This window comes from Rhodococcus sp. FW305-130, assembly GCF_058788335.1.
The window spans coordinates 285,081-301,095 of the sequence record NZ_JBYTAP010000002.1; the positions used below are offsets into that span (position 1 = coordinate 285,081).

General features: G+C 62.7%; 17 protein-coding genes. 13 read left to right on the plus strand and 4 right to left on the minus strand.

Translation table 11 applies throughout. From position 1 onward, the window contains the following. The first annotated feature begins 19 nt into the window (after positions 1-19). Positions 20-790, plus strand: a complete 771-nt coding sequence (locus tag AC3WQS_RS07450) for an SGNH/GDSL hydrolase family protein (RefSeq protein WP_019747767.1) — start codon at positions 20-22, stop codon at positions 788-790. Here AC3WQS_RS07450 and AC3WQS_RS07455 read toward each other — a convergent pair. Genes AC3WQS_RS07455 through cofD form a run of 3 tightly spaced genes read right to left on the minus strand, consistent with a single transcriptional unit; the run spans position 781 to position 3,719 of the window. Next, positions 781-1,341 carry an NUDIX hydrolase gene (locus AC3WQS_RS07455; protein WP_019747768.1) on the minus strand — a complete coding sequence of 187 codons (561 nt, stop codon included), beginning with the start codon at positions 1,339-1,341 and terminating at the stop codon, positions 781-783. The genes AC3WQS_RS07450 and AC3WQS_RS07455 overlap by 10 nt on opposite strands. 3 nt (positions 1,342-1,344) lie before the next feature. Then, positions 1,345-2,730 (minus strand): coenzyme F420-0:L-glutamate ligase, encoded by a 1,386-nt coding sequence (locus AC3WQS_RS07460; RefSeq protein WP_070386883.1) that lies wholly within the window; start codon positions 2,728-2,730, stop codon positions 1,345-1,347. Further along, positions 2,727-3,719: a 2-phospho-L-lactate transferase gene (cofD, locus tag AC3WQS_RS07465; RefSeq protein ID WP_492713523.1), complete on the minus strand. Its 993-nt coding sequence runs from the start codon at positions 3,717-3,719 to the stop codon at positions 2,727-2,729. Before cofD ends, AC3WQS_RS07460 begins: the two co-directional genes overlap by 4 nt. 380 nt (positions 3,720-4,099) lie before the next feature. Between cofD and AC3WQS_RS07470 the strand changes: the two genes are divergently transcribed. Further along, positions 4,100-4,378, plus strand: coding sequence for a WhiB family transcriptional regulator (locus AC3WQS_RS07470; RefSeq protein ID WP_020907098.1), 279 nt, complete (start codon positions 4,100-4,102; stop codon positions 4,376-4,378). Between the two features lie 155 nt (positions 4,379-4,533). Here the strand turns inward: AC3WQS_RS07470 and AC3WQS_RS07475 are convergent, their stop codons facing one another. Then, positions 4,534-5,022 carry a metallopeptidase family protein gene (locus tag AC3WQS_RS07475; protein ID WP_003940797.1) on the minus strand — a complete coding sequence of 163 codons (489 nt, stop codon included), beginning with the start codon at positions 5,020-5,022 and terminating at the stop codon, positions 4,534-4,536. Positions 5,023-5,102: 80 nt separating this feature from the next. On the opposite strand from AC3WQS_RS07475, the gene AC3WQS_RS07480 reads away from it, so the two are divergent. The 11 genes from AC3WQS_RS07480 (at position 5,103) to ahcY (ending at position 16,013) form a co-directional block, all read left to right on the plus strand. Then, positions 5,103-5,489 (plus strand): DUF3499 domain-containing protein, encoded by a 387-nt coding sequence (locus AC3WQS_RS07480; RefSeq protein WP_007731177.1) that lies wholly within the window; start codon positions 5,103-5,105, stop codon positions 5,487-5,489. Between the two features lie 127 nt (positions 5,490-5,616). Further along, positions 5,617-6,990 carry a phosphomannomutase/phosphoglucomutase gene (locus tag AC3WQS_RS07485; protein WP_492713524.1) on the plus strand — a complete coding sequence of 458 codons (1,374 nt, stop codon included), beginning with the start codon at positions 5,617-5,619 and terminating at the stop codon, positions 6,988-6,990. A gap of 163 nt (positions 6,991-7,153) precedes the next feature. Continuing rightward, positions 7,154-8,248, plus strand: a complete 1,095-nt coding sequence (locus tag AC3WQS_RS07490; protein WP_211917015.1) for a tobH protein — start codon at positions 7,154-7,156, stop codon at positions 8,246-8,248. Further along, entirely contained in the window at positions 8,249-9,511 is a 1,263-nt protein-coding gene (manA, locus tag AC3WQS_RS07495; protein WP_492713525.1) for a mannose-6-phosphate isomerase, class I, read from the plus strand. A 28-nt stretch (positions 9,512-9,539) separates the two neighbouring features. Further along, the gene (locus tag AC3WQS_RS07500) at positions 9,540-10,499 is read left to right on the plus strand and encodes a cation diffusion facilitator family transporter (protein WP_019747775.1); all 960 of its coding nucleotides are present in this window, start codon (positions 9,540-9,542) and stop codon (positions 10,497-10,499) included. A gap of 86 nt (positions 10,500-10,585) precedes the next feature. Beyond that, entirely contained in the window at positions 10,586-12,082 is a 1,497-nt protein-coding gene (locus tag AC3WQS_RS07505; RefSeq protein ID WP_019747776.1) for an amino acid permease, read from the plus strand. 111 nt (positions 12,083-12,193) lie between these two features. Further along, the gene (locus tag AC3WQS_RS07510; RefSeq protein ID WP_492713526.1) at positions 12,194-13,420 is read left to right on the plus strand and encodes an alkane 1-monooxygenase; all 1,227 of its coding nucleotides are present in this window, start codon (positions 12,194-12,196) and stop codon (positions 13,418-13,420) included. Next, a complete protein-coding gene (locus AC3WQS_RS07515; RefSeq protein WP_492713527.1) occupies positions 13,420-13,605 on the plus strand; it encodes a rubredoxin in 186 nt (61 codons plus the stop codon). Before AC3WQS_RS07510 ends, AC3WQS_RS07515 begins: the two co-directional genes overlap by 1 nt. Further along, a complete protein-coding gene (locus AC3WQS_RS07520) occupies positions 13,602-13,784 on the plus strand; it encodes a rubredoxin (protein ID WP_003940894.1) in 183 nt (60 codons plus the stop codon). The genes AC3WQS_RS07515 and AC3WQS_RS07520 overlap by 4 nt, the downstream gene beginning before the upstream one ends. A gap of 48 nt (positions 13,785-13,832) precedes the next feature. Further along, entirely contained in the window at positions 13,833-14,474 is a 642-nt protein-coding gene (locus AC3WQS_RS07525) for a TetR/AcrR family transcriptional regulator (protein WP_021332563.1), read from the plus strand. A gap of 60 nt (positions 14,475-14,534) precedes the next feature. Next, positions 14,535-16,013 carry an adenosylhomocysteinase gene (gene ahcY, locus AC3WQS_RS07530; protein WP_021332564.1) on the plus strand — a complete coding sequence of 493 codons (1,479 nt, stop codon included), beginning with the start codon at positions 14,535-14,537 and terminating at the stop codon, positions 16,011-16,013. Positions 16,014-16,015 lie beyond the last annotated feature (2 nt).

Here is a 16,015-nt window from a genome sequence, read left to right on the forward strand (position 1 = left end):
TACTGGAATACTGGCGGGTATGACTTCTCTTCCGAGCCGTTACGTTGCCCTCGGTGACTCGTTCACCGAGGGCGTCGGCGACGCCGACGAACGATTCCCCAACGGTCTGCGCGGGTGGGCAGACCGAGTGGCCGAGCAGCTGGCGGTGAACAACCCCGAGTTCCGCTACGCCAACCTGGCGATTCGTGGTCGCCTACTCGGACCGATCATCGACGAGCAGTTGGAACCCGCTCTGGCGTTGAAGCCCGATCTGGTGACCATCTACGCCGGCGGAAACGACATGATGCGTCCGAAGCTCGACATCGACGCGATGGTCGCCCGCTACGATTCGGCAATCGGCCAGCTCACTGCTTCCGGTGCGCAGGTTCTCATGTTCACCGCATACGACACCGGATGGTCCGCCTTCTTCGGCAAGCTCCGCGGACGCCTGGCGATTTACAACGAGCTTGTTCGCGAGGTAGCGGACCGCCACGGCGCGACCCTCGTCGACTTCTGGCGATTCTCCGAATATCAGGACCTACGGATGTGGGACTGGGATCGCCTCCACATGTCGCCCGCCGGGCACGAGAACATGGCGACGCGGGTGCTCGACGTACTGGGCGTCGAACACGGATTGATCGCGCCCGACCTCGGGCCTGCGCCGGTTCTCACGAAAGCGGAAACTCGTCGCGAGGATCGTCAATGGGCGCGAGAGTTCTTGGTGCCGTGGGTAGCTCGGCGCGTGAAGGGAACATCTTCGGGCGACGGCGTGAGCGCCAAGCAACCCGAGCTGTCTCCGATTCAGTCCTGATTCTTGCGCTGATGGGCGAGCGCTACCAGGTGGTCGATGGTCTCGCGTTCGGCAGTCGGCGGTAGCGCGTCCACCGGCCACCACCGGAGGTCGGTGGACTCCGCGCTGCGGACGATATGTGAATTGTCCGGCGCCACAACAAGAAACCGTAGATCGAGATGTCTGGTCGGGACCCCGAGTGAGCACGTGATCGGATGTGTGTGGGCGGAGAGTAGGTCCGCGTCTATCCGAACGTCGTGAATTCCGGACTCCTCACGAGCCTCCCGCAATGCCGCATCGACTACCGTCTCGTCGTCGGGTTCGCAGTGACCTCCGAGCTGAATCCACCTGCCCACCTTGGGATGCAGGGTCAGTAAGACGTGGCAGCCACTCTCGTCGAGAACCAGAGACGACGCGGTGATGTGTCCTGGGGCATGGCGACGAAGGCAGCCGTCCGGAGCCGAATCGAGGAACGCGAGCATCGTGTGCCGCAGTGACTCGTCCGCTTCGGAGGACGTCGACCAGCCCTCCAGGACGCCCTTGGCGGAGGCGTGCAGCGATTCGGCTGACATGACCTACAGCTCCACCAACGCGTCCCCGGGGGCGGAGACCGTGCGCGGAGTCAGTGGTTCGAGGGGGTACCCGATTGCGACTGCGCCGAGTGGCTGCCAATCGGCCGGGAGATCGAGTTGTTCGCGTACGAGGTCGGCGGCGAAGATCGTCGATCCGATCCAGCAGCTTCCCACGCCGCGTGTGGCCAGCGAGACCAGCAGTCCCTGCACTGCCGCGCCGGCAGCGACGGTGAACATCGTGGACTCCGCCGCGGTACGTCGGGCATCCGGATAACTGTGTGCGCCGTCGGGCACGCAGAAGGGAATGACGACCTCGGGGGCATCGAACAGGATGTTTCCGCGGGCAACCCGCGCGTCGACGGATTCGTCGCTACGACCGTCCGCACGCAGATCGGCGGCCCACTTCTCACGCATCTGCTCGAGGAGCGACGTGCGGACCGACGCGGTCCGCAGCCACACGAATCGAACAGGCCTCGTGTGGTGGGGTGCTGGAGCGGTGAGTGCCTCGGCGATCGAGCTGCGAATGATCTCCGCGTCGACGGGATCACCTGCGAACTGCCGAACCGACCGACGCAACAGCAGCGCCTGGCCGCGGCCCATCGCCGTAGCCTCCTCGGTTCCCAGCCAGAACAGATCGTCCGGGCCGCGACGGATCAGATCCTGGCCACTCGAACCGTCGTCCTCGAATCGGAGTCCTCGCACGACGGCGACGGGAACGCCGCCGAGCTTGCCCTTGACCAGATCGCCCGCAGCGGCGATCTCGTCCGCGATCGCGATCTCGGTGACGATCAGATCGTTGCCCTGGCTGTCCTGTGCCCCGAGGTAGCCGTGCAGGACCGGAATGCCGGAGGAACCGATCGCGGCATCGGTCTGCCCGTTGCGCCACGCACGACCCATCGTGTCGGTCACGACGACGGCGACGGACTTGCCCGTGCTCTCGAGAATTCGGGCACGCAGCCCCGCTGCGCTCGCATCGGGATCCACGGGGAGCAGGGCGAGTTCGGCACCGTCGACGTTGGAGCCGTCGATGCCCGATGCGGCCTGCACGATGCCGAGTTTGTTCTCGGTGATCAGAGTGCGGCCCTTGCGGGCCACGACGCGGACGGCTTCCTGATCCACCAGGAGGCGTCGTGCTGCGTCGCGCTCTTCCGGATCGGTCGGCGAGGAAACGATGCGACCCTCGACTTTTGAGAACACCTTGCTCGTGACGACAACGACGTCGCCGTTCTCGAGCCACGGTGTCGCGTCGACGACAGCGGCGGCCAAGTCGTCTCCGGGCCGGAACTCGGGAAGGCCGAGCACGGGAATGACTTCGATTGCGGCGCCGGGGGAGTGATCGCCGGGAGAGTGATTTCTGTCGCGGCTTGCTTCGGTTCCGGGCTCGGTCACAGTTCGACTCCGGCGATCTCGAAAGCCGTTCGAACCATTTTTGCGGTCTCTTCGGGGGACGTCATCAAAAGTGGGATGCTTCGCACGTTCACCCCGTCGATGTCGGCCGTGTCACCTTCGTCGACGAGCCAGCCGTCGAGAATGCCGTTGATCGAGCGAGCTCCGTAGTGGCGACCGATCGCCTCGGAAGTCGTCTCGACCCCGATCACTTCGAGGCACTCGTCAGCCATGCCGCGCAACGGTTTTCCACCGATGACGGGGGAGAGGCCGACAACCTTGGCCGCGGTGGTCCGCAGGGCTCCGCGAATGCCGGGCACCGCGAGGATCGCGCCGACGCTCACGACGGGATTGGACGGTGCGATCAGCACGATGTCGGCACCGTCGATCGCCTCGACCACCCCCGGCGCGGGCTTGGCCTGCTCGGCGCCGACGTGAGCGAAGCTGTGAGTTTCCACCTGTGCTCGATGGCGTACCCACCACTCCTGGAAATGAATCGCCTTCTGTTCACCGTCTTCCGGATCGGTGATCACAACGTGTGTTTCGCTGCGGTCGTCGCTCACGGGAAGCAGTGCGACACCCGGATTCCAGCGATTGCACAATGCTTCGGTGATCGCGGACAACGGATATCCCGTGTGGAGCATCTGGCTGCGAATCAAATGCGTTGCGATATCGCGATCTCCGAGGCCGAACCAGTCCGGCTTCGCTCCGTATGCCGCGAGTTCTTCTTTCGCATTCCAGGTTTCGCCGGCGTGCCCCCACCCGCGTTCGGTGTCGATACCGCCGCCGAGTGTGTACATACAAGTGTCCAGATCGGGGCAGATGCGCAGACCGTGCATCCAGACGTCGTCTCCGACGTTGACGACGGCCGTGATGCGATGTGGGCCTTCGTATTTCTCGAGGGATTCACCACCGGCGATTCCGAGCGCATTTTGCACACCTTGAAGGAAACGGGCCCCGCCGACGCCGCCAACCAATACAGTCACGTTCACGACATCAGAGCCTAGGCGGTCGGCGCGTCGTCGTGTCTGGCGGGCAGAAGGTCCCGTCAATTGGGGGCCGGAATACTAATGGATTCATCTCGTTTAGCTTGACCGCGACACGCTGGACGTGTGTAATCTCAAATGTGTCATTCCAACCGCTACTTGTGAGTTCACTTGCAGCGGGGCCGGTTTCGAACACAGTTTCGAACGGTCGACGGGGTGGGGTTGAAGATGGAGTGAAAATTCTGCGCTATTACAGGTGAGGAGGCGGAACGATGCCCAATGAAAATGTCGAGATCAGTTCTCTCGCAATGACAGTAAGCGACGAACCGCAGACCGATTCCCGAGCAGGCGCAGCAGAAGGTGCCTGCAGCAGTGAGTTCGACGGTATGAGTACTCGGCCAGTGCTGAGTCTCGTCACCGGCTTCGAAGAATTGTTCGACACCATCGAGGATCAGTGGCAGGAGCGTGCTCTCTGCGCGCAGACCGATCCCGAAGCGTTCTTCCCTGAAAAGGGTGGATCGACGAGGGAAGCAAAACGGATCTGCCTCGGTTGTGAAGTTCGTGACGAGTGCCTCGAGTACGCGCTCGCGAACGACGAACGGTTCGGAATCTGGGGAGGGTTGTCCGAGCGCGAGCGTCGGCGACTCAAGCGGGGGATCATCTGATCTGCTGCTGAATCGGTTCTGTCAGCGTCGGGGCTGACGGGCGGTCTTCGAAAGTCTGACCTGCAACGGGGAATTGCAGGTCAAGCAACGACTGTTTTGTTCTTCGTGTGGATTTACTTCTTCGTGTGACATCAGTTTTTTCGTCTGACGGTGCGTCAGTCCTCGTCGGGCAGTGTGGGGTCGATGACCTGTGGGTCGACGCCCAGATACGTGCCGACTTGATGGACCAACACGTCGTGCACCAGATCCGTGAGTTCTTCCGGATCCTTCGCGCGCTGCTCCAATGGGCGGCGAAACAGCACAATTCTTGCGCGAGTCGTATTTCCGTGACGGTCGATTCCGGCCGGAATCAGTCGTGACAGTGGAACCGGGCCGTCTGCGATGACCTCCGGCGGCCATGTGACGGACTCCGGATCGTGCGCGTGAATCTTCGGAACTTCGTCCACCGCGATGTCGAGTTTCGTCAACCGGTCGTGCCACGCGAGGTCGACGGGCGAGAAGGCGTCGAGCACCAGGAGATCGAACTTCTCAGCCCGGGTACGCCTGGCGGGCACCTCCGGGGGAAGTAGTGGTCCGCGCAGGCCACGGCCGTGTCGCTCGATGGAACGAGTGGTGACCGAGCGTCGGCGGCGAGCTTGTGGCATGGCGCCCAGATTACGACAGAAGAAACTGCTCGGTGTGTCCGAGTAGGTTCCGGACGTGGGGAGGGCTAGGCTCCGTACCTGTGAGATCTCTGCGTCGCTGCTGCCGCCCCGGGTGCAAGAACCCCGCCGTCGCGACGCTTACGTATGTCTACTCGGACTCCACTGCGGTTGTCGGGCCGCTGGCAACCGTCGCCGAGCCCCATTCATGGGATTTGTGTGACACTCACGGCTCTCGAATCACCGCCCCCAAGGGCTGGGAACTCGTCCGCCACGAAGGCGGATTCGCGTCGAGCACTCCCGACGAAGACGATCTGACCGCTTTGGCCGAAGCTGTACGTGAAGCCGGTCTCGGAGATCGCAGCAAGTCCAACGTCGACGCAGATGAGGACATACGTCCCGCAGCACCGAGTACTGCCCGTACAGGGCGTCGTGGACACCTCCGCGTACTGCCCGACCCATCCAACTGACGCGAGATTCGTCGCCGCAGACGCTAGGCTCGACCGAGTACTTCCACACCCGAGTACTGCGAATCTCCGGACGCCATGCGCCCGGACGTTCTCGTCTGTGAGGGTGCATGCACAAGGAGAGTTTTCAGTGGGGCGAACAGCCGAGTCGGTTGCTGCAATCATCAAGGCGTACGACGTGCGCGGCGTGGTCGGTGAGCAGATCGACGAAGATTTTGTCCGCGACGTGGGAGCGTCGTTCGCCCGTCTGGTCCGTGACGAGGCCGGCGCAGCCACGACGGTTGTGATCGGCTACGACATGCGTGCATCGTCGCCCACACTGTCTTCCGCTTTCGGTGACGGCGTGCTCGCTCAAGGACTCGACGTCGTCTACATCGGATTGGCGTCGACCGACGAGCTCTACTTTGCATCCGGTTTGCTGAACTGCCCGGGCGCGATGTTCACGGCGAGCCACAATCCGGCCAAGTACAACGGCATCAAGATGTGCCGGGCCGGCGCCAAGCCCGTCGGTCAGGACACCGGCCTGGCAGTCATCTCCGCCGAGGTCGTCTCGGGTGTTCCCGCGTACGACGGACCGGCAGGTACCGCCGGCACGAAGGACGTCCTCGAGGAATACGCGAGCTACCTCCGCGGATTGGTCGACCTGGCTGCGTTGCGCCCGATGAAGGTCGCAGTCGATGCAGGAAACGGCATGGGCGGCCATACCGCGCCGGCCGTATTCGGGCCGATGCCTCTCGAAGTCCTCCCGCTCTACTTCGAGCTCGACGGCACGTTCCCCAACCACGAAGCCAATCCGCTCGATCCGGCCAACCTCGTCGACCTGCAGGCCTACGTGCGTGAGACCGGAGCAGACATCGGCTTGGCTTTCGACGGTGACGCGGACCGTTGCTTCGTCGTCGACGAGAAGGGCGACCCCGTCTCTCCGTCCGCGGTGACGGCACTTGTCGCCAAGCGCGAACTCGCGAAGGAACCGGGCGCGTCGATCATCCACAATCTGATCACGTCGCGGGCAGTGCCCGAACTGGTCGAAGAACTCGGCGGCGTCGCGATCCGTACCCGAGTCGGCCACTCGTTCATCAAGCAGGAGATGGCCGAGACCGGTGCCGTCTTCGGCGGCGAGCACTCAGCTCACTACTACTTCCGCGATTTCTGGGGCGCCGACTCCGGCATGCTCGCGGCGTTGCACGTACTCGCCGCACTGGGCGAGCAGGACCGTCCGCTCTCCGAGTTGATGGCGGAGTACACCCGCTACGCGGCCTCGGGTGAGATCAACTCCACGGTGGCTGACGCGGCCGATCGCACTGCCGCTGTGCTGGCAGCATTCGCGGACCGCACCGAGTCGGTTGATCGCCTCGACGGTGTCACAGTCAGTCTCGAGGGAAATGCCTGGTTCAACTTGCGCGCGTCCAATACCGAGCCTTTGCTGCGACTCAACGTCGAAGCACCCACGTCCGCCGATGTCGACGCATTGGTGAACGAAATTCTGGCGATCGTCCGGGCTTGAATCCGAGTCTGATCGGTTTGTCGGTGAGCCGAAGCCCTGGGATAGTTGGGGGACTATCTCGGGAACGACTGCCTCGGGAACGAGGGCTTTGCCACCACGGACCGCGTAGAGCTGGAATGCTGGATGGTGCGGGAACTGCTAACGGAGAAGGGGGTGCGGTGAGATGACAGCGCCGATGCCGCTTCTCGACCTCGACGACAGCGAGGGTTTGTCGGCTGCCGATTCGGAAGGGCTACTGCGGTCTGTGGCCATGGGGGGCGCACAGATTCGGGCCACCGCATCGGCCGTCGGCGAGGGTGTGATCTCTCGGCTGGCCGGCCTGCGCCCGCGCAGCGTCGTGCTGATTGCCGGTGCCGGTGGCGCTCGGCACGGAGCCAGGATGGCGCTTGCTCTCGTCGGAGATTCGGTCGGTTGTCCGCTCCTCGTACTCGACCGGACGCCGTCGTGGGCCGGACCGTTGGACGTGATCGTCGTTGCCGGTGACGATGCCGGTGATCCGCGCCTGGTCGAATCCGTCGACAGTGCAGTTCGCCGTGGCGCCGAAGTTGTTGTCGCCGTTCCGGACGAGGGGCCCATGCGGGCTGTGGCGGCCGGGCGCACCATGTCGTTGCCGCCGCGGCTCTACGCCTCGCCGAGGCACACGATGACGCGGTTCCTCGCCGTCTTCCTCGCCGTTGCCGCCGAAATCGAGGGCAAGGGATCGATCGAGGACCGTTCGGCGGTGCTCGGTCGAATCGCCGACGCCGTTGATGCGGAGGCGATGCGGGACGGGCCGGCCAACGAGGTATTCCACAACCCGGCCAAGTCGTTGGCCACCAGAATGAGCGGCCGGCGAGTCGTTCTATGTGGGAGTGGTTCCGTGACAACAGCACTCGCAGAGTTCTCGAGCGTTTCGCTGATGAGCTCGGGCCTGAATGCCGCTGCCGCCGAGATGTCGGAGGTGATTCGTTCGGCACGAGCTCTGTTCGCGCCGGACGCAGCTTCGCGTGATTCGGTGTTCCACGACCCGTTCTTTCACGATCCGCAACTGGACGGCGCACTGCCGACCCCGCCGGCGCGGGCGTTCGTCTTCGCGACCGAATCCACGCGCGGGGAGGCGAGACGCCGGATGGACGCATTGGCCGACGCCGATCTGGTGGTGGCGGCAGACGAAGACCAGACCAACGTGGTGATATCGGAGATGGAGCAGGTATTCGTGTTGGCGTCTCGAGTAGACATGGCCGCGGCGTACGTGCAGTTGACGGGCGGTGCGAAGTAAGTGCGTGAACTCGAAGGTGCACTTCGTTCTTACGCGTGGGGCTCGCGAACGGCAATTGCCGAACTACGCGGTCTTGCGACCCCGTCGAATCATCCCGAAGCGGAGTTGTGGTTGGGCGCGCACCCGGGTGACCCGGCGCGCGTGATCACCGAATCCGGAAGCGAGTCGTTGCTCGAGGTTCTGCACCGCGAACCCGAGCGTGAACTCGGCCGTGAGAACCTCGATGCATTCGGTGAGCGACTCCCATTCCTGCTCAAGTTGCTTGCGGCGGAAGAGCCGCTGTCGCTTCAGGCGCATCCCAGCGCCGTTCAAGCCGACGAGGGTTTTCGTCGTGAGAACGCACTCGGCGTTCCCATGGAATCGCCGATTCGCAACTACAAGGACGGCAGCCACAAGCCCGAACTTGTTGTCGCGCTGAGCAGATTCGAAGCGCTTGCCGGATTCCGCGAGCCGACGCGGACTGTCAAACTGCTGCGCGCTCTGGCCGTCGACGAGTTGGAGCCGTACATCGGTCTGCTCGAAGGCCAACCCGATTCCGACGGACTCCGGGCGTTGTTCACGACATGGATCACGCTGCCGTCCACGGTGCTCGGGACGTTGCTCCCTGCCGTGCTTGCCGGGTGCATCACCTACGTCGCGCACCACGACGCCGAATTCGTGACCGAGATCCGTACCGCGCTGGAATTGAGCGAGGCGTACCCCGGCGACGCCGGCGTTCTGGCGGCACTGCTGCTCAACCGCGTCACACTCGAGCCCGGCCAAGGACTGTTTCTCGCTGCGGGAAATCTCCACGCGTATCTCCATGGACTCGCGGTCGAGATCATGGCCAACTCCGACAACGTGCTGCGCGGCGGGCTGACGCCCAAACACGTCGACGTGCCCGAACTGTTGAGGGTTCTGGACTTCGTCGGGGCCGATATCGAAGTGCTCGATCCGGCCCCTTCACCAGGATCAGGTCAGCCAGGATCAGGTCAGCCAGGATCAGGTCAGTCAGGGTCAGGTAGATACGAGTACGTCACGCCCGCACCTGAATTTCGTTTGACGCGTCTGGAGTTCGACTCGAATGCCACCGACCTCGTTGTCGAAGCCGGCGGCCCGCGGATTCTGATCTGCACCGACGGCGCGGTCACTGCGACGTGCGGTGCCGACACTCTCGACCTCGATCGGGGCCGAGCCGCGTGGATTGCTGCCGACGAGCCCGTAGTACACCTGACCACACGAACCCCGACTGCGCAGGTTTTCAGTGCAGTGGTCGGTCGATAGGAATCTCGGTCGATAGCGAGGAGACATTGTGTCGGCTCATGGTGGCAAGAAGGCAATTCTGGCGGCCCTCGGAGCCAATGCCGGAATTGCCGTAGCCAAGTTCGCCGGATTCTTGATCACCGGATCGTCGTCGATGCTCGCCGAATCGGTGCACTCGGTGGCCGACACGTCCAATCAGGGTTTGTTGCTCTTGGGGCAGAAGAAGGCAGAACGTGAGGCAGATCAACTGCACCCGTTCGGTTACGGGCGCAACCGATACTTCTATTCGTTCGTCGTTGCACTGGTGCTCTTCACCCTCGGTTCGCTGTTCGCGATCTACGAAGGTATTCACAAGATTCAGCATCCTGAAGAACTCAATTCGGCTTTCGTGGCAATCGCGATCCTGTTCATCGCGATCTGCCTGGAGGGCTACAGCTTCCGGACCGCAGCGAAGGAATCACGACCGCTCAAGGGAAATGCGTCGTGGTGGAACTTCATCCGAACCTCTCGTAGCCCGGAACTCCCGGTTGTGTTGCTCGAGGACACCGGCGCATTGATCGGTCTCGTCCTTGCACTCGGCGGCGTCGGCCTCACGATGGTGACCGGAAATCCGGTCTTCGACGGCATCGGAACTCTGTGCATCGGTGTCCTGCTCGGCATCATCGCGGTCATTCTGATCATCGAAATGCAGTCGCTGCTGATCGGTGAAGGCGCAACGGCGGTGGAGACCGAACTGATCCTCAACGCACTGGTCGACGGAACTCGTATCGAACGCGTCATTCATTGCAAGACGCAGTACCTCGGTCCCGAGGAGATCCTTGTTGCTGCCAAGGTTGCGGTGCCGGTCGGATCGACGATCTCGGATGTGGCGACGGCGATCGACGAGGCCGAGTCTCGCGTGCGCGCTGCAGTGCCTGCGGCGCGGGTGATCTACCTCGAGCCGGACCTGGATCGTCTCAGCGCAGGAGATCGCCCTGAAACAGATCTACAGGCTCCCGACAAACCCTGAACAAAGCCGCGCCTGCGGGCTTAGGCTGATGCCATCTCTCTACTTGCCCATGGTGGGACCTGCTGGTCCCCAGCAAGGAGGCGGCAATGGCTGTCAAGGACGAGCAGGCCGGATCTGGACGGTCGAAGCTGTTTCGAACCAAATCGATCGAGCAGTCCATCAAGGACACCGACGAGCCGGAAACCAAACTCCGGAAAGAGCTGAACTCGTGGGATCTCACGGTGTTCGGTGTCGCAGTGGTCATCGGTGCGGGCATCTTCACACTCACGGCTCGGACGGCGGGAAACGTCGCCGGGCCGTCGGTTTCCCTGGCTTTTGTCATCGCGGCAATCGCCTGCGGACTGGCAGCGCTGTGTTACGCCGAGTTCGCGTCGACGGTCCCGGTTGCCGGTAGCGCGTACACGTTCTCGTACGCGACGTTCGGCGAATTCGTCGCCTGGATCATCGGCTGGGATCTCATCCTCGAATTCGCCTTGGCGTCTTCGGTGGTGGCAAAAGGCTGGTCGCTGTACCTCGGCGAAGTGATGGGTTCACGCAGCCCGATCGTCGAGTTGGGGCCGATCTCGTTCGACTGGGGTGCGGTGCTGGTGATCGCCGTCATCACGATCCTGCTCGCGACCGGCACAAAACTCTCTTCGAGGGTGTCACTGGTGATCACGGCGATCAAGGTCGCGGTGGTGTTGCTGGTGATCATCGTCGGTCTGTTCTACATCGACACCGACAACTACTCGCCGTACATTCCGCCGTCGGAGCCGGGCTCGACGGGAGAGGGCATCCACCAGTCGTTGTTCTCGTACGTGACCGGGGCCGGTGGCAGCACATTCGGGTGGTACGGATTGCTCGCGGCAGCCAGTCTGGTGTTCTTCGCGTTCATCGGCTTCGACGTCGTCGCCACGACTGCGGAGGAGGCGAAGGAGCCGCAGAAGGCGTTGCCACGCGGCATCCTGGGCTCGCTCTTGATCGTCACGGTTCTGTACGTGGCAGTGACACTCGTGTTGACCGGGATGGTGAAGTACACCGAACTCGAGGGCGATACTTCCAACCTGGCAACGGCATTCGCCTTCCACGACATCACGTGGGCGAAAAACGTCATCTCGTTCGGCGCGTTGGCCGGTCTCACGACCGTGGTGATGGTGCTGATGCTCGGGCAGACCAGGGTGCTCTTCGCGATGGCACGCGACGGTCTGATGCCGCGACGCCTGGCGCCGACCGGCAAGCACGGAACTCCCGTGCGGATCACGATCTTGGTCGGCGTTGTGGTCGCGGTGCTCGCCGGAGTGTTCCCGATCGGCACCCTCGAGGAAATGGTCAATATCGGCACGTTGTTCGCGTTTGTTCTCGTGTCGTTGGGGGTTCTCGTGCTTCGTCGGACGCGGCCGGACCTACCCCGCGGGTTCAGGGTGCCGCTGGTCCCGCTGATCCCGATCCTGGCTGTCCTCGCGTGTCTCTGGTTGATGTTCAACCTGTCGGTGGAGACCTGGATGAGGTTCGTGGTCTGGATGGCCCTCGGTGTTGTCATCTACTTCGCCTACAGCAGGCAGCATTCGTTGATCGGGAAGCGTGAACGCGGCGAAATCGAGTAAATGTACAAAGATTATGATTTGTCTATCACTTGTACAAATAGCGTAGTACTGTCTATCTCGGGGTGAACTGACTCACAGTTGTCGAGTCGGTCCGAATCGAGGAGGTAGACCGTGTCGACGCACGTGAACTCGCAGTCCGGGCAGACACTCCCGCCCGAGCAGTGGCGTGACAAGAAGAGATATCTTTGGCTGCTCGGCCTGGTGCCGCCGACGGCGGTCTTCATTGCCGTCGGATTGGTCGCGTTGTTCAACAGTCTCGGGTGGAACGAGGTCTCGCCGGTGTGGTGGTGGATCGGGCCGTTGCTCGTCTACATCCTGCTCCCGATCCTCGACATCTTCTTCGGTCCGGACGGCGAGAATCCGCCGGACGAGGTGATGGAGCGCCTCGAGAACGACAAGTACTACCGGTACTGCACCTACATCTACATACCGTTCCAATTGGCCAGCCTGGTCCTGGCCTGCTATCTCTGGTCGGCGACCGACCTGTCCTGGCTCGGAATCGACGGGGGACTGGGGCTGACCTCCAAGATCGGTCTGGCGATCAGTATCGGTTGCGTCGCAGGAATCGGGATCAACACCGCACACGAACTAGGTCACAAGAAGGACGATCTCGAGCGCTGGTTGTCGAAGATCACTCTGGCGCAGTCGTTTTACGGCCACTTCTACATCGAGCACAATCGTGGACACCACGTGCGGGTCGCCACGCCCGAGGATCCGGCGTCGTCTCGCTTCGGCGAGAGCTTCTGGACCTTCCTGCCGCGCAGTGTGTGGGGATCTCTGCGCTCGTCGTGGTCCCTGGAGAAAGCCAGGCTCGATCGACTGGGTAAGAAGCCGTGGACAATTCGCAACGACGTCCTGCATTCGTGGTTGATGTCCGTCGTACTCTTCGGTGTCCTCGTCGCCGTTTTCGGGCTCTCGGTGCTGCCGTTCCTGGTGCTGCAGGCCGTCTTCGGATTCTGCCTGCTCGAAACCGTCAACTACCTCGAACATTACGGACTGAAGCGTCGCCGTCTGGACAGTGGGCGGTACGAGCGCGCCGCACCGGAGCACAGTTGGAACAGCGATCACATCTGCACCAACATCTTCCTGTATCACCTCCAGCGTCACAGTGACCATCATGCGAACCCGACACGTCGTTATCAGACGCTTCGAAGCATGGACGGTGCACCCAACCTGCCCAGTGGATACGCGAGCATGATCATGCTCGCCTACGTTCCGCCGCTGTGGCGAAAAGTAATGGATCCCAAGGTCCTTGCGCACTACGGCGGCGACATCACCCGCGTCAACGTTCAGCCGTCCAAGCGTGATCGCATCCTTGCTCGGTACGGAGCAGCGTGATGAGCAGCTATCGATGCCCGGTGTGTGAATACGTCTACGACGAATCGGAGGGTGCACCACGAGAAGGGTTTCCGGCGGGCACGCCGTGGGATGCCGTGCCGGACGACTGGTGCTGTCCGGACTGCGGCGTGAGGGAAAAGCTGGACTTCGAGCCGATGCCGGCAACGGCAGGGAGTGAATCATGAACGACTACAAGCTGTATCAGTGCGCGCAATGCGGCTTCGAGTACGACGAGGCAGTCGGCTGGCCGGAGGACGGTATCGAACCGGGAACTCGCTGGGACGACATTCCCGAAGACTGGAGTTGCCCGGACTGCGGCGCGGCGAAGAGCGACTTCTTCATGGTGGAGGTCGAGCGGCGGTGAGTTGCGTCGGCCTCGAACGGACCTGAGCGCGGCGGTAGTGTCGTCACCATGACTTCGACGCCAACTCGTCTGCCGCAGAAAGAAGCGTCGCGCCTGCTGCTGCGTACGTCGGTGCTCGATTCGATGCGTGAGTTGTTGACCGAGCGTGACTGGTCCGAGGTGACGCTGACAGTTCTGGCCAAGCATGCCGGTGTGAGTCGTCAGACGCTCTACAACGAGTTCGGTTCGAGGCAAGGGCTTGCCGAGGCATACGCGCTTCGCCTTGCCGACGGATTCGTCGATGCGGTGGACGAGGCCATGGTGGCGAACGACGGACGTGCAGTCGAGGCACTGACGGCGGGCTTCGGATCGTTTTTCGCCTCCAGCGCAACCGACCCGTTGGTGATCTCTCTGCTCACCGGTGAGGCCAAGCCGGACCTTCTTCGCCTGATCACCACTGACAGCGCGGTCATCATCGAACGCGCGTCGTCGCGGCTTGCGGAGAGCTTCCAGCGAGGGTGGATTCAGGCGTCACCCGCCGATGCCGGGATTCTGGCCAGGGCGATTGCGCGTCTCGGGCTCAGCTACATTTCGATGCCGCCGGAGTCCGAGGTTTCGGTGGCGGAGGATCTGGGCACATTGCTCGGGCCATTCATCGACGTGGCGCGAGAGGGTCGCGCAGTAGAGGGGCGGGCGGGAGAGGGCGTCTAACCGATAGCCTGGTACACCGATAGGCTTGTGCATAGTTTGCACGTCAACCAGGAGAGGCAGATGACGACCTCAGTTTCAACAACGCCCGTGGCCGAGAGCCGTAACGGCATCGACTTCAAAGTTGCAGATCTTTCGCTCGCGGAGTTCGGTCGCAAGGAAATCCGTCTGGCAGAGCACGAGATGCCCGGCCTCATGGCGCTTCGTCGCGAATACGCAGAGGTGTTGCCGCTCAAGGGCGCTCGCGTTTCCGGCTCGCTGCACATGACCATTCAGACCGCGGTTCTGATCGAGACGCTGACGGCGCTCGGCGCCGAGGTCCGCTGGGCTTCGTGCAACATCTTCTCCACGCAGGATCATGCTGCCGCCGCCATCGTCGTCGGTCCGCACGGCACCCCGGAAGAGCCCAAGGGCGTTCCGGTTTTCGCCTGGAAGGGTGAAACCCTCGAAGAGTACTGGTGGGCAGCGGAGCAGATGCTGACCTGGCCGGGCGAGCCCGCCAACATGATTCTCGACGATGGCGGCGACGCCACCATGCTGGTGCTCAAGGGCGCACAGTTCGAGAAGGCCGGCGTCGTGCCGCCGACGGACGACGACCAGGATTCCGACGAGTACAAGGTCTTCCTTGCGCTTCTGCGTCAGTCGCTCGCCGCTGACAAGGGCAAGTGGACTGCGATCGCCGAGTCCGTCCAGGGCGTCACCGAGGAGACCACCACGGGCGTTCTGCGTCTGTACCAGGTTGCCGCTGCCGGCGAACTCACGTTCCCCGCGATCAACGTCAACGACTCGGTCACCAAGAGCAAGTTCGACAACAAGTACGGCACACGCCACTCGCTGCTCGACGGCATCAACCGCGGCACCGACGTTCTGATCGGCGGCAAGGCTGCGCTGGTCTGTGGTTACGGAGACGTCGGCAAGGGTTGTGCCGAGGCACTTCGTGGCCAGGGCGCTCGCGTCGCAGTCACCGAGGTCGACCCCATCAACGCCCTTCAGGCGCTCATGGACGGCTTCGAGGTCAAGACAGTCGAGCAGGCCATCGGCTGGGCCGACATCGTGATCACGTCCACAGGTAACAAGGACATCATCACGTTCGAGCACATGAAGGCCATGAAGCACCAGGCCATCCTGGGCAACATCGGTCACTTCGACAACGAGATCGACATGGCAGGCCTCGAGAAGTCCGGCGACGTCACGCGGATCAACATCAAGCCGCAGGTCGACGAGTTCACCTTCGCCGACGGCCACTCGATCATCGTGCTGTCCGAAGGCCGCCTGCTCAACCTCGGCAACGCGACGGGCCACCCGTCGTTCGTGATGAGCAACAGCTTCTCCAACCAGGTCATCGCACAGATCGAACTGTGGACGAAGCCGGACGAGTACGACAACGAGGTCTACCGCCTCCCGAAGCACCTCGACGAGAAGGTCGCCAAGATCCACGTCGAGGCACTCGGTGGCACGCTGACCAAGCTCACGAAGGATCAGGCAGAGTACATCGGCGTCGACGTCGAAGGCCCGTACAAGCCGGAGCACTACCGCTACTGACC